Here is a 14,006-nt window from a genome sequence, read left to right as displayed (position 1 = left end):
GAGAGCAAGATCATGACCACATTCGAATTTCTTCTCCAGGGGCTCGTATCGGCAATGGAGCCGATGAACCTCTTTTACGCGCTGATCGGCGTGACGCTCGGCACCGCGGTGGGCGTACTCCCCGGCATCGGTCCGGCAACGACGGTCGCCCTGCTTCTGCCGGTCACCTACCAGCTGGATGCGACCGGCTCGCTGATCATGTTTGCCGGCATCTATTACGGCGGCATGTATGGCGGCTCGACGACGTCGATACTCCTCAACACGCCGGGTGAAAGCGCCTCGATCGTCACCGCGCTCGAAGGCAACAAGATGGCCCGGGCAGGACGCGGTGGCCCGGCTCTTGCGACGGCGGCGATCGGATCGTTCGTCGCCGGCCTGATCGCCACCTTGGCGCTTGCCTTCATCGCCCCCTACATCGTCAAGCTGGCACTGGTCTTCGGTCCGCGCGAATATTTCGCGCTGATGGTTCTGGCCTTCGTCACCGTCTCCTCGGCCTTCGGCAGTTCGACGCTGCGGGGCCTCACCTCGCTGTTCATCGGCCTTGCCCTGTCGCTCGTCGGCATCGACCAGCTGACCGGTCAGAACCGGCTCTCCTTCGGCGTGCCGGACCTGCTCGACGGCGTCGAGGTGACCACGATGGCTGTCGCCATGTTCGCGATCGGCGAGACACTCTATATCGCCGCCCAGGGCGCATCCGCACCGGACAGGATCGAGGCGATCAAGGGCTCGGTCTGGATGACGCCGCAGGACTGGGCGCGTTCCTGGAAAGCCTGGCTGCGTGGTACCGTGATCGGCTTCCCGATCGGCGCGATGCCGGCGGGGGGTGCCGAGATCGGCACTTTCCTCTCCTATGCAACCGAAAAGCGGCTTTCCAAGCACCCGGAAGAATTCGGCAATGGCGCGATCGAAGGCGTCGCCGGTCCGGAAGCGGCCAACAACGCGTCCGCCGCCGGCACGCTGGTGCCGCTCCTGACCCTCGGGCTGCCGACTTCGGCGACCGCGGCGATCATGCTCGCAGGCTTCCAGCAATACGGACTGCAGCCCGGCCCGCTTCTGTTTGCGACCAACCCGCAGCTCGTCTGGGGCCTGATCGCCTCGCTGCTGATCGCCAACCTGATGCTGCTGGTGCTCAACCTGCCGCTGGTTGGCCTGTGGGTGAAGCTGCTGACCATTCCGAAGCCGTGGCTCTACGCGGGCATCCTCGTGTTCGCCACCCTCGGCACGATCGGCGCCAACCCGTCGGTCTTCGAACTCGGCATGCTGCTGGTCTTCGGGCTGGTCGCCTACATCATGCGCGTCTTCGATTATCCGATTGCGCCTGTTATCGTCGGCCTCATTCTCGGCCCGCTTGCCGAACAGCAGCTCCGCCGAGCCCTCGCCATCAGCCAGGGTGACGTGACGGTGCTGGTCACCTCGCCGATCGCCGCCGTGCTGCTGGGCGTGGCAGCACTTGCCCTCATCCTGCCGCTCGTCCTGCGCGCACGGGGACGCGGCGATGCTCTTTCGCAGATGGCAGCCAGCGAAGACTGATCATAACGCTGCCAGCAGACTGAAAGCTCGGCTCCGGCCGGGCTTTTTTTATTGGCCGAACACCGACCAGCCGGTTCTGGTGGCCAGCATTTCCAGCGCCAGCGAACCAAGCAGCGAATTGCCGTTGTGATTGAGGCCCGGCGACCAGACGGCGACGGAGGCCTTGCCCGGCGCTACCGCCATGATGCCACCGCCGACCCCGCTCTTGCCGGGCAGGCCGACACGGTAGGCGAAATCACCCGATCCATCGTAATGGCCGCAGGTCAGCATCAGTGCATTGATGCGCCTTGCCCGCTGCTTCGAGACTACCGTGTGCCCGGTCAGCGGATTGCGGCCCGATGCGGCGAGGAAAAGGGCCGACTTGGCAAGCTGGGTACAGGTCATCGCCAGCGCGCAGTGGTGGAAATAGACGCCGAGGACATGCTCGACCGGATGATCGAGCTTGCCGAAGGAGCGCATGAAATTGGCGAGCGCGAAATTGCGGAAACCCGTCGCCTGCTCCGACTTCGCCACTTCCGGATCGATGGCGATCGAATCGTCATCCGCCAGGTAACGCACGAAACGGACGATCTCGCCGATCGCCTCGCGCGGCGTGTGTCCGGCAAGGACGAGATCGCTGACGGCGATGGCGCCGGCATTGATGAACGGGTTGCGCGGCTTGCCTTCCTCGTGCTCGAGCTGGACAATCGAATTGAAGGCGGAGCCGGAGGGCTCGCGGCCGACGCGGTTCCAGGTGGTCTCGCCATGCTTGCCGAGCGCCAGCGTCAGCGTGAAGACCTTCGAGACGCTCTGGATCGAGAAAGGTTCATCGCAATCGCCGGCCTTGAAGACCTTGCCGTCGACATCGATGATCGCCATCCCGAACTTCTTCGGATCGACATGGGCGAGCTGCGGGATGTAGTCGGCCACCTTGCCTTCGCCCAGACGCGGCGTCAGCTTGTCATGGATCTCGTCGACGATCGCCTGCAGGTCTGCCATTTCCTAACCCCGAATTGTTGCGCCCGGAGACGAGCCTTACTATTCGAAGGCGCTGCCGGAAAGGTGGTTGCTGGCGGAAGCTTTCACCGCGCCGATCTCCGACCACAATGAGGCGATCATCGCCGGGTCGACATCGGCCATGATGTCGCGCAGCCAGCCTTCGTGAGCGGCCGCCATGGCGACAAAAAGCTCGGTACCGGCGGGCGTCAGCTTGGCGACGGTGACGCGACGGTCTCCATCCGGCGTGACCCGCTGCACGAAACCGTCCGTCTCCAGCCGCTCCACCAGGCCGGTCACATTGCCGTTCGTCACCATGGTGCGCTTGGAAAGCTCGCCGAGCCTCAAGCCATCCGCTTCGCGATAGAGCTGCGCCATCAGATCGAACTGGGGAAGCGTTGCACCAAACTCGGTGCGAAGCCGGCGGCGGATTTCCGTGGTGATCAGCTTGGTGGTCGAAAGCATGCGCAGCCAGAGCCGCGTCTCAGGCTTGTTCTTCCCATGCGGGCCATGGGCGATCAGTTCCAGGTCGGCGCTTGCCGCTTCCGCTTCCATGCCTATACCCCGAGATATCGATCCTGCAGTTCCGTCGTCAGGTCCGCGGGCCTGCCGCTCCAGGCGCTTCTTCCGTTTTCAAGGATGACACAGCGGTCCGCAACCGGCAAAAGCTCCGAAAGCGTCTTATCCACCACGAGAATGGACAGGCCTTCGGCTTTCAGCCGCCGGATCGCCTTCCAGATATCCTGGCGAATGACCGGGGCAAGGCCTTCGGTCGCCTCGTCGAGAATGAGAAGCCGCGGATTGGTCATCAGGGCGCGGCCGATCGCCAGCATCTGCTGCTCGCCCCCCGACAGCGATCTTGCCATTTGGGCATGCCGCTCCTCAAGCCGGGGGAACAGTTCGTTGACGCGTTCCAGAGTCCATTGGCCGGGTCGTGCGGCAGCGACCAGATTTTCATGGACAGTCAGGTTCGGGAAACAACGGCGGCCTTCCGGCACCAGGCCGATGCCGAGCCTGGCGACATGGTGCGGCCGCTTGCCCTTGGTATCCGTGCCGCCGATCTTCACCGCACCGACACGTGGCGGATTGAGGTTGCAGATGGCCCGAATCGTCGTCGTCTTGCCCATGCCGTTGCGGCCCATGAGGGCGACGGCCTCGCCTTCGGCGACTGCGAGGTTAACGCCGAACAATGCTTGGCTGGCGCCATAAAATGCTTCGATCTTTGTTACATCGAGCAGCATCAGGCGTGGTCTCCGAGATAGGCGGTGCGCACCGTAGGATCGCGGCGGATCTCCTCCACCGTGCCGGTCGCAATGATGCGGCCGTAGACGAGCACCGAAATCCGGTCGGCGAGTGCGAAAACCGCATCCATGTCGTGCTCGACCAGCAGGATCGGCGCTTCCTGCCGCAGCGTATCGAGGAAGCGGGTCAGCGATTTGGAACCTTCCGGCCCCATGCCGGCCATCGGCTCGTCGAGCAGGAAGGCTTTCGAGCCGAGCGCCAGCGCCATGGCGATTTCGAGCTGCCGGCGTTCGCCATGGGAAAGCTCGGCGGCAGGGATGCGGGCGCGGGCCGTCAAGCCGACGCGCTCCAGCATGGCCATCGCTGTGTTGATCAGTGACATGTCGCGCATGACGGGCTTGAAGAAACGGAAACTCGAGCCCTGCTTTGCCTGCACCGCCAGCATGACATTGCGCAGGCCCGAGAAATCCGGCGCGATCGACGAGACCTGGAAGGTGCGGCCAAGCCCAAGGCGGGCGCGGTCGGCAACCCCGAGCGAGCCGATATCCTGCCCGGCAAAACGGATCGAGCCGCTATCCTGCCGGAGCGTGCCGCAGATCTGGTGGATGAGCGTCGACTTGCCGGCGCCGTTCGGGCCGATCAGGGCGTGAATTTCGCCGGGACGCAGGTCGAGCGTCACGCCATCTGTGGCCCGGAGCGCGCCGAAATTCTTGACGAGATTGGAGATCTGGAGAACCGGCTCAACCATGTTTGGCCTTTCCGGCAAGCAGGCCCAGAAGACCGCCGCGCGCAAACAGTACGACGACAAGGAGGATGAGGCCGAGGAAGAACTGCCAGCGCTCGGTGAGGCCGCCGAGCGCAAATTCGAAGATGACGTAGAGTGCCGCACCCGCGAGCGGCCCGAACAGCCGGCCGGTGCCGCCGAGGATGATCAGCACGATCAGTTCGCCCGACATGTGCCAGGAGAGCATGGACGGGCTGACGAAGCGGTTGAGATCGGCAAACAGGGCGCCGGCAAGGCCAGTGACCGCCGCCGAGATCGCAAAGCCGGTCAGCCGGATGCGGTAGGGCTGGATGCCGACGGTCGCGACACGCACCTCGTTCTGCCGCGCCGCCTGCAGCGCCGTGCCGAAACGCGAGGCGCGAATCAGCGCGAAGAGGCTGAGCGCCAGCAGCAGGACAACGTAGCAGATCAGGAAGAAGGTCAGCGGCCGCATGGTGTTGACGCCCGGAAACTGGTTCCTGACGAGGATCGACAGGCCGTCCTCGCCGCCATAGGCGGGCCAGGAGATCGCGAAATAATAGACCATCTGCGCGAATGCGAGCGTGATCATGATGAAATAGACGCCCGAGGTGCGAAGGCTGATCGCGCCGATCGCCAGGCCGACGAGTCCCGAGACGATCACGGCAACGATCCAGATCACCCACATCTGCTTCGAGCCGGAAAGGCCGAACAGCAGCGGATCGCCGGAAAAGGCGTGAGCGGCCAGGATGCCGGCGACATAACCGCCGATTCCGAAGAAGGCCGCGTGGCCGAACGAGACGAGACCGCCGAGGCCGAGCGCCAGATTGAGGCCAGTCGCAGCAAGCGCGAGGATGGCGATGCGGGTCGCCAGTGTGCTGTAGAATGGCTGGCCTAGCGCGTTCGCCGCAAAGGGCACGGCGAGCAGCATTGCCGCCAGAATGAAGTTGATGAGGTTTTCGCGGGTCAGGATCATCTTAAACCAGGGGCCTCACGCATGCGCCGCGGGGAAGAGGCCGCGCGGTTTGACCGCAAGAATGACCGCCATGACGATATAGATCAGCATCGAGGCCGCAGCGCCGCCGATCATGCCGGCCTGGGCCGGGGCGACGAACAGCGCCAGGATCTTCGGCAACAGGAAACGCCCCATCGTATCGGTAACCCCGACCAGCAGCGCACCGAGAAGCGCGCCCTTGATCGAGCCGATGCCGCCGATGACGATGACCACGAAGGCGAGGATCAGCACCGGCTCGCCCATGCCGACCTGCACCGACTGCAGTGCCCCGACCATGGCGCCGGCAAAACCAGCGAGTGCCGCGCCGAGCGCGAAGACGACCGTATAGAGCGTGCGGATATCGACGCCTAAAGCACCGATCATCTCGCGGTCGCTTTCGCCGGCGCGGATGCGCATGCCGAGGCGGGTCCGGGAGATCAGCAGATAGAGGCCGAACGCGACGATCGCGCCGGCGAGGATGATCGCCAGACGGTAGACCGGATATTCCGTGCCGCCCGGCAACGCGACGGCGCCCTGCAGAAGCGGTGGGATATCGAGATAGAGCGGGAAGGAGCCGAACAGCCAGCGTGTGCCTTCCGAAAACATCAGGATCAGCGCGAAGGTGGCGAGCACCTGGTCGAGGTGATCGCGATCGTAGAGCCTGCGGATTACCACGAGTTCGACGATCGCGCCGGCGGCGGCGGCCGCGGCGAGGCTGGCGATCAATCCGATCCAGAACGAGCCGGTCCACGCCGCCACGGTGGCGCAGGCGAATGCGCCGACCATGTAGAGCGAGCCGTGAGCGAGGTTGATCAGGCCCATGACGCCGAAGATCAGCGTCAGCCCGGCTGCCATGAGAAACAACATGACGCCGAGCTGCAGGCCGTTGAGCAACTGCTCGAGAGCAAGTGCCAAAGTCACGGGATGACCTTAGATCTTGCAGTCTTTGGCATAGGCATCGCCGTGATCGGCGAAGATCTTCTCCACCGTCTTATTGGTGATAACGCCGTTCTGCTTCACCACTTCCGTCAGGTAGATGTCCTGGATCGGATGCTGGTTGGTGTTGAACTTGAATTTTCCACGTGGGGACTGGATGTCGGCCTTCTTCAGTTCGGCGCCGAACGCATCGGCATTCTTGACGCTGGCCTTGGACGCTGCGGCAACGATGAGCTGGGCTGCGTCATAGGCCTGGACGGCATAGATGGACGGCAGGCGGTTATATTCCTTCTGGAAATCCGCCAGGAACTTCTTGCTTGCTGCGTTGTCGAAGTCCGGGGCCCACTGACCGGACGCCTTGGCGCCGACCGCCGCATCGCCGATTGCCGGCAAAACGTCCTGGCTGAAGGAGAAGCCCGGGCCCATGACCGGAATTTTGACGCCTGACTGGGCGAACTGCTTCATGAAGGCGATGCCCATGCCGCCGGGCAGGAAGACGAAGATGCCGTCGGCGCCGGAGGCGCGCATCTGGGCGATTTCGGCAGCATAGTCGGTCTGGCCGACCTGGGTGTAGACCTCGGCTGCGAGCTGACCCTTGTAATAACGCTTGAAACCGGTCAGCGAATCCTTGCCGGCCGGATAGTTCGGGGCGAGGATGAACATCTTCTTGTAGCCCTTGTTGGCATATTCGCCCATGGCTTCATGAAGGTTGTCGTTCTGGTAGGCGGCGTTGAAATAGAGCTTGTTGCAGTTGGCGCCGGCAAGCGCTGCAGGCGCCGCATTGGTCGACACGTAGAACTTGCCCTGTGCCACCGCACTCGGGGCAACGGCCATCAGCAGGTTCGACCAGACGATGCCGGTCAGGATATCGACCTTGTCGCTCTGGATCATCTTGTCGGCGATCTGCACGGCCAGTTCCGGCTTCTGCGCATCGTCTTCGGTAACGACTGTGATGTCCTTGTTGCCGGCGTTCTTGATTGCCAGCATGAAGCCGTCGCGCGTATCGATGCCGAGGCCGGCGCCACCACCCGAAAGCGTGGTGATCATGCCGATCTTCAGCGGCTCGGCGAAAGCCATGCCGGTGGTGCTCATGCTCAGCGCCAAAGTGGCAGCAGCAAGCATTTTCTTCATGTGACGAACTCCCGTTTGTTTTTGTGTTGTTCCCGATGCCTTCGACGGACTTGGACATCCGCCGGGTCTTCTTTGTCTTCCACATTTGCGTGGAAACTTCCACTCTACATGTCAGGCGAAATTCAACCGCCAATCGCCATGGTTAAGCCGAGGGCTTCTGCTTCAGGCGGAAGCGCTGGATCTTTCCGGATTCCGTCTTCGGCAGCGCGTCGGTGAACACGATCGAACGCGGATATTTGTAAGGGGCGATGACCGCCTTCACGTGATCCTGCAGGAGCTTGACCATCAGTTCGCCTGGTTCGGCGCCCTTCGCCAGAACCACATGCGCCTCGACGATCGTGCCGCGCGCCTCGTCCGACACGCCGATCACGGCGCATTCGAGTACCGCCTCGTGCTTGAGGAGGGCCGCCTCGACCTCGGGACCGGCGATGTTGTAGCCGGCCGAAACGATCATGTCGTCGGAACGGGCGGCGAAGTGGAAGTAACCGTCATCGTCCTCGACGAAACTGTCGCCCGTCAGGTTCCAGCCGTCGTTGACGTAGTCCTTCTGGCGGTCGTCGGCGAGGTAACGGCAACCGATCGGTCCCTTGACCGCCAGCTTGCCGATCGTGCCGCGCGGCACCTCGTTCATGTCGTCGTCGACAACGATCGCCTCGTAGCCGGTGAGCGGCTTGCCGGTGCTGGCCGGCTTTGAATCGCCGAGACGGTTGGAGATGAAGATATGCAGCATCTCGGTGGCACCGATGCCGTCGAGGATCGGCTTGCCGGTCTTCTTGACCCACTCGTCGAAGACCGGACCGGGCAAGGTCTCGCCGGCGGAAACGGCGATGCGCAGCGACGAGAGATCGGCGCCGGCATCCATCGCCGCCAGCATGGCGCGGTATGCGGTCGGCGCGGTGAAGCTGATCGTCGCCTTGTAGGTCTCGATGATCTCGATCATCTTCGCGGGCGTGGCCTGCTCCAGAAGGGTCGCAGCCGCGCCGAAACGCAGCGGGAAGACCGCGAGGCCACCGAGCCCGAAGGTGAAGGCGAGCGGCGGTGAACCGACAAACACGTCGTCCGGCGTCACGTCCAGCACTTCCTTCGCGTAGGCATCGGCGATGATCAGGATATCGCGGTGGAAATGCACGGTGGCCTTCGGCACGCCCGTGGAGCCGGAGGTGAAACCGAGCAGGGCGACGTCGTCGCGGCCGGTTTTCACCGCTTCGAAACGCACCGGCTTGTTCAGCGCCGCCCGATCGAGCTCGGCGTCATGATTGGCGGTGCCGTCGAAGCCGATCACCTGTTTCAGGAACCGGCTTTCCTTGGCGCAGGCGACCAGTTCGTCCATGAGCCGCGTATCGCAGAGCGCGATCGAAATTTCCGCCTTGTCGATGATCTTGGAAAGTTCGCCGGATCGCAGCATCGGCATCGTATTGACGACCACCGCGCCGGCCTTGGTCGCGGCCAGCCAGCAGGCGACCATGGCTGGGTTGTTGGCGGAGCGGATCAACACCCGGTTGCCGGGCTTCAGGCCGTAATCCTCGGTCAGCGCACGCGCGATGCGGTTCGTCCAGTCAGATAGTTCTTTGTAGGTGCGGCGGCGGCCGTTGCCGATGAGCGCTGTGTTGTCGCCGAAGCCGCGCTCGACCATGCGGTCGGTGAGTTCGACGCCCGCATTCATCCATTCCGGATAATCGAAGCCATCAAGCCTGATTTCCGGCCACTGGTCTGGCGGCGGAAGATTGTCGCGGGCAAACGTATCCAGATGGCCTGACGGTCCCAGCATATTTTCGTTCCCAAGCGTTTTTTATCGAGCGGCTTTTTGCCTTTCATTCAGAAAAGCACTGCTTTCCCTCGGTTGCAAGAGAGAAATTTTAAGTTTGTAATAATTTTCCGCGACCGCCATTTTTGGCGCTTGAGCGGCTTCCAAGCGGGCCGATGCGGTGCCAGTATGACGCTCGAAATCAGGCCTTATCGAAGGGAAAGTGAAGATGCGTCATCGGATTAGCGACTGGGACAATGCCTATGCCAACGGCATCAACATTCCCCAGGGCGACCGTTGGCCGGCAGCATGGGTGGAGCCGGCACGACTTTTTCGCGAGACGCTTTTCGCAGCGGGCCGCGCCAAGCTCGGTCTTTCCTATGGCGAAAGACCGCGCAACCGCTTCGACCTTTTCCTGCCCGAAACCGAACCGGCCGGCCTTGTGGTTTTTGTCCACGGCGGCTTCTGGATCGGCCTCGACAACAGCTACTGGTCGCAGTTCGCCAAGGGTTCGGTGCAGCGCGGATATGCCGTCGCCATGCCGATGTACACATTGGCCCCGGAAAACCGCATTTCCGGCATCACTGTGGAAATCGGCAAGGCGATCGAAGCGGCGGCAGCTAAAGTCAATGGACCGATCCGGCTGATCGGCCACTCGGCGGGCGGGCATCTGGTGACGCGGATGATCTCAGCCACCTCACCGCTGCCGGAAGCAGTGCGCAGCCGCATCGCCAATACGGTTTCACTGTCCGGCGTGCACGATCTGCGGCCGATCATGAAGACGAAGATGAACGAAAAACAGCGTATCGACGCCGAGGAAGCGCAATCGGAGAGCCCTGCCTTGCTGGAGCCGCTACCGGGTGCGCGGGTGACCTGCTGGGTGGGAGCCGGCGAGCGCGCCGAGTTCATCCGTCAAAACGCGCTACTTGCGAGCATCTGGAAGGGGCTGGGCGCCGAGACGGAGGCTGTCGAGGAGCCGGATAGGCATCACTTCACCATCCTCGACGGCATGGCGGACCCCGCCCATCCGCTGATGGATGCGCTGTTTTCCTAAAGCGACGCGGCGGCGCGGGCCGCCTGGTCGTAGTGGCCGGACAACGCACGCAGGCGGGCTGCCATGGCCGACAGGGTTTCGCCCGACACCTCGGTCGCAAGCACCGACTTGACCAGCAGTTCCTCGCGCACCGCCGCATAACGCCTGCAGGCTTCGGCGCCCGCATCCGTCACCATGACCAGCTTTTCCTTGCCGCGGCGGCCGGATTTGATCAGTTTCAGCCGCTCGAGCTTCTTCAGCGCGTAGGTCACCACATGCGTGTCCTCTATGTTGAGGACGAGCGCGATATCGGCCAGCGTCTTTGCCTTGTTGCGGCTGTTGATATTGTGCAGCACGAGGATATCGATCGGCGACAGATCCGGCACGCCGGCCGCCGACATACACCGGACCATCCAGCGGCTGAAGGCGTGGTTCAGCATGATCATGCCGAACTCGATCTCGGACAGCGCCGGCAATGCGCCGCTCGCCAAGTGCCCGGAGGATACGATCGGGCCGAATTCACTCTTTTCCGATGCCATGATTTCTCCTCCCGGGACGAGCGCGCCGCAGGCGGATGCCTGCGGCGCCCCTCAAATCACATCTTCTTGTAGGCGTCCAGAATGGCGGCGCCATCAGCGCCGGCCTTCTTCGACCAGTCCTCGGTCAGCTTGGAGCCGACATCGGCCAGGCCCTTCTTCAGATCGGCGCTCGGTTCGAGAACTTTCATGCCGTTCTTCTTGAGGGTTTCCATGTAGGCGGCGGTCTTTTCGGCACCGAGCGCCCAGCCGCGGGTTTCAGCGGCAGCCGCTGCATCGGTGACGGCCTTCTGGACGGCCGGATCGAGTGCTGCGAAGGCGGCCTTGTTGACGAAGATGACGTTCTTCGGGATCCAGGCCTGGGTGTCGTAATAGTGGGTCAGCGATTCCCAGATCTTGCTATCGACGCCGGTTGCGCTCGAGGTCATCAAGCCGTCGACGACGCCGGTTGCGAGAGCCTGCGGCAGTTCGGCTGCCTGGACGGTCACCGGCTGGGCGCCGACGAGATCGGCGATGCGCGACGTGCCGACGTTATAGGCGCGCCATTTCAGGCCCTTGAGATCCGCCGTGCTGTTGACGTCCTTTTTGGTGAAGATGCCCTGGGGCGGCCACGGCGTTGCGTAGAGGAGCTTGAGTCCCTGGGCGTCTAGCGCCTTTTCGATCGCCGGCTTCGAGGCAGCATAGAGCTTCTTCGATGCGTCGAAGCTGGTTGCCAGGAACGGCACGACGTCGATGCCGAAGACCGGGTTTTCGTTCTCGTGCAACGAGATCAGCACTTCGCCGGCCTGCGCCTGGCTAGTCTGGACCGCGCGCTTGATATCCGGCGCCTTGAAGAGCGAGGCGCTCGGATGAACGGTGATCTTCAGCTTGCCAGCTGAAGCCGTTTCGACGTCCTTGGCGAACTGCATCAGGTTCTCGACATGGTAGTTCGCCGGCGGATAGGCCGACGGCAGGACCCAGGCGGTCTGGGCGAAGGCCGCGCCGCTGGCGGCGAGCAGTGCTGCGCCGGCAAGGCCGGAGCGAACGAGATTGAAAAGCATTTTCCTCATATCAGTCCCCTTTTTTCTCACTCTGATTAACCCGGGAATGCCATTTTCGGCAGAACCATCACGATTTCCGGGAAGACCGTGATGATGGCGACAGTCGCCACAAGCAGGAAGAAGAATGGAAGCGAGGCGCGGGCAACGGTCAGGCTGTCGCGACCGCTCATCGTCTGCAGCACGAACAGGTTGAAGCCAACCGGCGGCGAGACTTCCGCCATCTCGACGATCAGCACCAGGAAGATGCCGAACCAGATAAGATCGAAACCGGCCTGCTGGATCATCGGCAGGACAACGACCGTGGTCAGCACGATCATCGACAACCCGTCGAGTGCTGCGCCGAGCAGGATATACATCACCGTCAGTACAGCGATCAGCGCGTAGGGGCTGAGATTGAAGCTGTCGACCCAGGCAGCGAGCGCGTTGGGAATGCCGGTATAGCCCATGGCGATCGACATGAAGCCGGCGCCGGTCAGGATCAGCATGATCATGCAGGTGAGCCGGGTGGCGCCCATGACGCTGTCCCAGAAGGCTTTCATCGTCAGCGTCCGCGACCAGGCAGCGATGGCAAGCGAACCGAGCACGCCCCAGGCGGCGCATTCCGTCGCCGTCGCCCAGCCGAGGATGAGCGTCGCGAAGACCAAGACGATCAGCAGCGTGACGGGGATGAGATTGGCCGATTCCTTGAGTTTCTCCCTGAGACTCATCTTCGGCGGTGCCGGCGGCTGCTTGTCCGGGTTCAGAAGCGACCAGACGATGATATAGCCGGAATAAAGCACCATGACGATGACGCTCGGCAGGAAGCCGGCGAGGAAGATCTGGATGATCGAGACATTCGCCGCGACAGCATATACGACCATGGTGATCGACGGCGGGATGAGAATGCCGAGCGTGCCGGCGCCGGCGAGAGAGCCGAGGCTGACCATCTCGTCATAACCGCGCTTCTTCAATTCCGGCAGGGCGATCTTGGCGATCATGGCAGTGGTGGCGGCCGATGAGCCGGAGATCGAGCCGAACAGGCCGCAGCCGATCACGTTGACATGCATGAGACGGCCGGGTAGCCAGCCAAGCCACGGAGCCAAGCCGCGGAACATCTCTTCCGAAAGCCGGGTGCGGAACAGGATTTCGCCCATCCACACGAACAGAGGCAGGGCCGCGAGTGACCAGGATGCGCCGCCGCTCCAGGAATTGGTGGCGAGCACGGCGCCGATCGGGATGCCCGGCACGAAGAGCATGGCGATAAAGCCGCAGATCAGCAGCGAAATGCCGATCCAGACGCCTCCTGCCAGCAGCGCAAACAGGGCGACGAGAACGACGCCGGCGATTTCAACGAGTTCGATCGTGCTCATGGATCACGCCCCGCTCTGGATAGCGCGCTCGATGACTTCCTCGGCCGTTTGCGGCTCCGGTTTCTCATAGCGCGGCGAGCCGCCGAACAGGACGTGAAGGAGTTCATCGACGAAGGCGATCGCGAGGATGATCAGGCCGCCGCAGAAGCCGAGCTGCGGCATCCACAGGGGCACTGCGATGACGCCCTGCGACAGGTCGTTGAACATGTAGGAGGTCCTGGTCATGTCGAAGGCGAACCAGGCGAAGTAGAGTGTCGCAATCGTGCCGATCGCCAGGGCGACGATCTCGATGACGCGCCGGACCGGGCCTTTAAAACGCTCGACCAGCAGGCCGACGCGGATCATTTCGCCGGAGCGAAACGTGTGGGCAAGGCCCAGGAAGGCGCTTGCAGCCATGCACCAGGAGGCGAAATCGTCACCGGCCGGCACGTCTATATCGAGCGGGCGGCCGGCGGAGAGCGCCATCATCAGCAGGAAGATCGCAACCAGGAAAAGGCCGGCGAGATAGCCGGAAAACAGATAAAGTCTATCCAGCCCTTTCCGGAGCCAATCCGGGAATACGCTGTGGCGGGGATCAACGGAGGACATGGATCGGCCTCCCGTAACAGGATATGAAAAACGGCATGATCGGCTCCCCTCGGTTGCCGGTTATCCGGGTGGAGCTCTTGGTGGCTTCCTGCCCGTTCAGCGAGCATGATGCTTCAATGTGCATTTTCCTGTCAACTAATCATTGACGTTTTATCGACGAAATGTT

The 14,006-nt window shown here is 62.8% G+C and carries 14 protein-coding genes; 2 read left to right on the top strand and 12 right to left on the bottom strand.

Translation table 11 applies throughout. The features are described 5' to 3' along the window. The first annotated feature begins 12 nt into the window (after positions 1–12). Entirely contained in the window at positions 13–1,530 is a 1,518-nt protein-coding gene (locus MOV63_RS04270) for a tripartite tricarboxylate transporter permease (protein ID WP_247031916.1), read from the top strand. A gap of 48 nt (positions 1,531–1,578) precedes the next feature. Here MOV63_RS04270 and MOV63_RS04265 read toward each other — a convergent pair whose 3' ends face one another. The 8 genes from MOV63_RS04265 to MOV63_RS04230 all read right to left on the bottom strand — a co-directional run bounded on the left by MOV63_RS04265 (position 1,579) and on the right by MOV63_RS04230 (position 9,318). Continuing rightward, entirely contained in the window at positions 1,579–2,508 is a 930-nt protein-coding gene (locus MOV63_RS04265; protein ID WP_247031914.1) for a glutaminase, read from the bottom strand. A gap of 39 nt (positions 2,509–2,547) precedes the next feature. Then, positions 2,548–3,060, bottom strand: coding sequence for a MarR family winged helix-turn-helix transcriptional regulator (locus tag MOV63_RS04260; RefSeq protein WP_037080105.1), 513 nt, complete (start codon positions 3,058–3,060; stop codon positions 2,548–2,550). A gap of 2 nt (positions 3,061–3,062) precedes the next feature. Next, entirely contained in the window at positions 3,063–3,746 is a 684-nt protein-coding gene (locus MOV63_RS04255; protein WP_247031912.1) for an ABC transporter ATP-binding protein, read from the bottom strand. After that, positions 3,746–4,495, bottom strand: a complete 750-nt coding sequence (locus MOV63_RS04250; RefSeq protein ID WP_247031910.1) for an ABC transporter ATP-binding protein — start codon at positions 4,493–4,495, stop codon at positions 3,746–3,748. The genes MOV63_RS04255 and MOV63_RS04250 overlap by 1 nt, the downstream gene beginning before the upstream one ends. Further along, the gene (locus MOV63_RS04245; protein ID WP_405029298.1) at positions 4,488–5,465 is read right to left on the bottom strand and encodes a branched-chain amino acid ABC transporter permease; all 978 of its coding nucleotides are present in this window, start codon (positions 5,463–5,465) and stop codon (positions 4,488–4,490) included. The genes MOV63_RS04250 and MOV63_RS04245 overlap by 8 nt, the downstream gene beginning before the upstream one ends. A 15-nt stretch (positions 5,466–5,480) precedes the next feature. Continuing rightward, complete coding sequence (locus MOV63_RS04240) at positions 5,481–6,404, bottom strand: branched-chain amino acid ABC transporter permease (RefSeq protein WP_247031908.1); 924 nt, start codon at positions 6,402–6,404, stop codon at positions 5,481–5,483. A 9-nt stretch (positions 6,405–6,413) separates the two neighbouring features. After that, the gene (locus MOV63_RS04235; RefSeq protein ID WP_038547751.1) at positions 6,414–7,550 is read right to left on the bottom strand and encodes an ABC transporter substrate-binding protein; all 1,137 of its coding nucleotides are present in this window, start codon (positions 7,548–7,550) and stop codon (positions 6,414–6,416) included. Positions 7,551–7,692: 142 nt separating this feature from the next. After that, a complete protein-coding gene (locus tag MOV63_RS04230; RefSeq protein WP_247031906.1) occupies positions 7,693–9,318 on the bottom strand; it encodes an AMP-binding protein in 1,626 nt (541 codons plus the stop codon). A 205-nt stretch (positions 9,319–9,523) separates the two neighbouring features. On the opposite strand from MOV63_RS04230, the gene MOV63_RS04225 reads away from it, so the two are divergent. Continuing rightward, the gene (locus tag MOV63_RS04225; protein WP_247031904.1) at positions 9,524–10,348 is read left to right on the top strand and encodes an alpha/beta hydrolase; all 825 of its coding nucleotides are present in this window, start codon (positions 9,524–9,526) and stop codon (positions 10,346–10,348) included. Here the strand turns inward: MOV63_RS04225 and MOV63_RS04220 are convergent. Genes MOV63_RS04220 through MOV63_RS04205 form a run of 4 tightly spaced genes read right to left on the bottom strand, consistent with a single transcriptional unit; the run spans position 10,345 to position 13,840 of the window. Continuing rightward, positions 10,345–10,866 (bottom strand): winged helix DNA-binding protein, encoded by a 522-nt coding sequence (locus MOV63_RS04220; protein WP_080719246.1) that lies wholly within the window; start codon positions 10,864–10,866, stop codon positions 10,345–10,347. The two genes, MOV63_RS04225 and MOV63_RS04220, sit on opposite strands and share 4 nt — an antisense overlap. A gap of 56 nt (positions 10,867–10,922) precedes the next feature. After that, entirely contained in the window at positions 10,923–11,903 is a 981-nt protein-coding gene (locus tag MOV63_RS04215) for a TRAP transporter substrate-binding protein (protein ID WP_247031944.1), read from the bottom strand. 35 nt (positions 11,904–11,938) lie between these two features. Then, a complete protein-coding gene (locus MOV63_RS04210; RefSeq protein WP_247031902.1) occupies positions 11,939–13,252 on the bottom strand; it encodes a TRAP transporter large permease in 1,314 nt (437 codons plus the stop codon). Between the two features lie 3 nt (positions 13,253–13,255). Further along, the gene (locus tag MOV63_RS04205; protein ID WP_247031900.1) at positions 13,256–13,840 is read right to left on the bottom strand and encodes a TRAP transporter small permease; all 585 of its coding nucleotides are present in this window, start codon (positions 13,838–13,840) and stop codon (positions 13,256–13,258) included. Positions 13,841–14,006: the final 166 nt, after the last annotated feature.

The organism is Neorhizobium sp. SHOUNA12A, assembly GCF_023006505.1.
GTDB lineage: Bacteria > Pseudomonadota > Alphaproteobacteria > Rhizobiales > Rhizobiaceae > Neorhizobium.
The sequence above is the reverse complement of the archived record's forward strand: the minus strand, read 5'-3'. Positions and strand labels throughout refer to the sequence as shown.

Excerpts from the sequence above, each read along its gene's own strand:
- MOV63_RS04270 (WP_247031916.1), top strand. The coding sequence starts at position 13 with ATGACCACATTCGAATTTCTTCTCCAGGGGCTCGTATCGGCAATGGAG.
- MOV63_RS04265 (WP_247031914.1), bottom strand. The coding sequence starts at position 2,508 with ATGGCAGACCTGCAGGCGATCGTCGACGAGATCCATGACAAGCTGACG.
- MOV63_RS04260 (WP_037080105.1), bottom strand. The coding sequence starts at position 3,060 with ATGGAAGCGGAAGCGGCAAGCGCCGACCTGGAACTGATCGCCCATGGC.
- MOV63_RS04255 (WP_247031912.1), bottom strand. The coding sequence starts at position 3,746 with ATGCTGCTCGATGTAACAAAGATCGAAGCATTTTATGGCGCCAGCCAA.
- MOV63_RS04250 (WP_247031910.1), bottom strand. The coding sequence starts at position 4,495 with ATGGTTGAGCCGGTTCTCCAGATCTCCAATCTCGTCAAGAATTTCGGC.
- MOV63_RS04245 (WP_405029298.1), bottom strand. The coding sequence starts at position 5,465 with ATGATCCTGACCCGCGAAAACCTCATCAACTTCATTCTGGCGGCAATG.
- MOV63_RS04235 (WP_038547751.1), bottom strand. The coding sequence starts at position 7,550 with ATGAAGAAAATGCTTGCTGCTGCCACTTTGGCGCTGAGCATGAGCACC.
- MOV63_RS04230 (WP_247031906.1), bottom strand. The coding sequence starts at position 9,318 with ATGCTGGGACCGTCAGGCCATCTGGATACGTTTGCCCGCGACAATCTT.
- MOV63_RS04225 (WP_247031904.1), top strand. The coding sequence starts at position 9,524 with ATGCGTCATCGGATTAGCGACTGGGACAATGCCTATGCCAACGGCATC.
- MOV63_RS04220 (WP_080719246.1), bottom strand. The coding sequence starts at position 10,866 with ATGGCATCGGAAAAGAGTGAATTCGGCCCGATCGTATCCTCCGGGCAC.
- MOV63_RS04215 (WP_247031944.1), bottom strand. The coding sequence starts at position 11,903 with ATGCTTTTCAATCTCGTTCGCTCCGGCCTTGCCGGCGCAGCACTGCTC.
- MOV63_RS04210 (WP_247031902.1), bottom strand. The coding sequence starts at position 13,252 with ATGAGCACGATCGAACTCGTTGAAATCGCCGGCGTCGTTCTCGTCGCC.
- MOV63_RS04205 (WP_247031900.1), bottom strand. The coding sequence starts at position 13,840 with ATGTCCTCCGTTGATCCCCGCCACAGCGTATTCCCGGATTGGCTCCGG.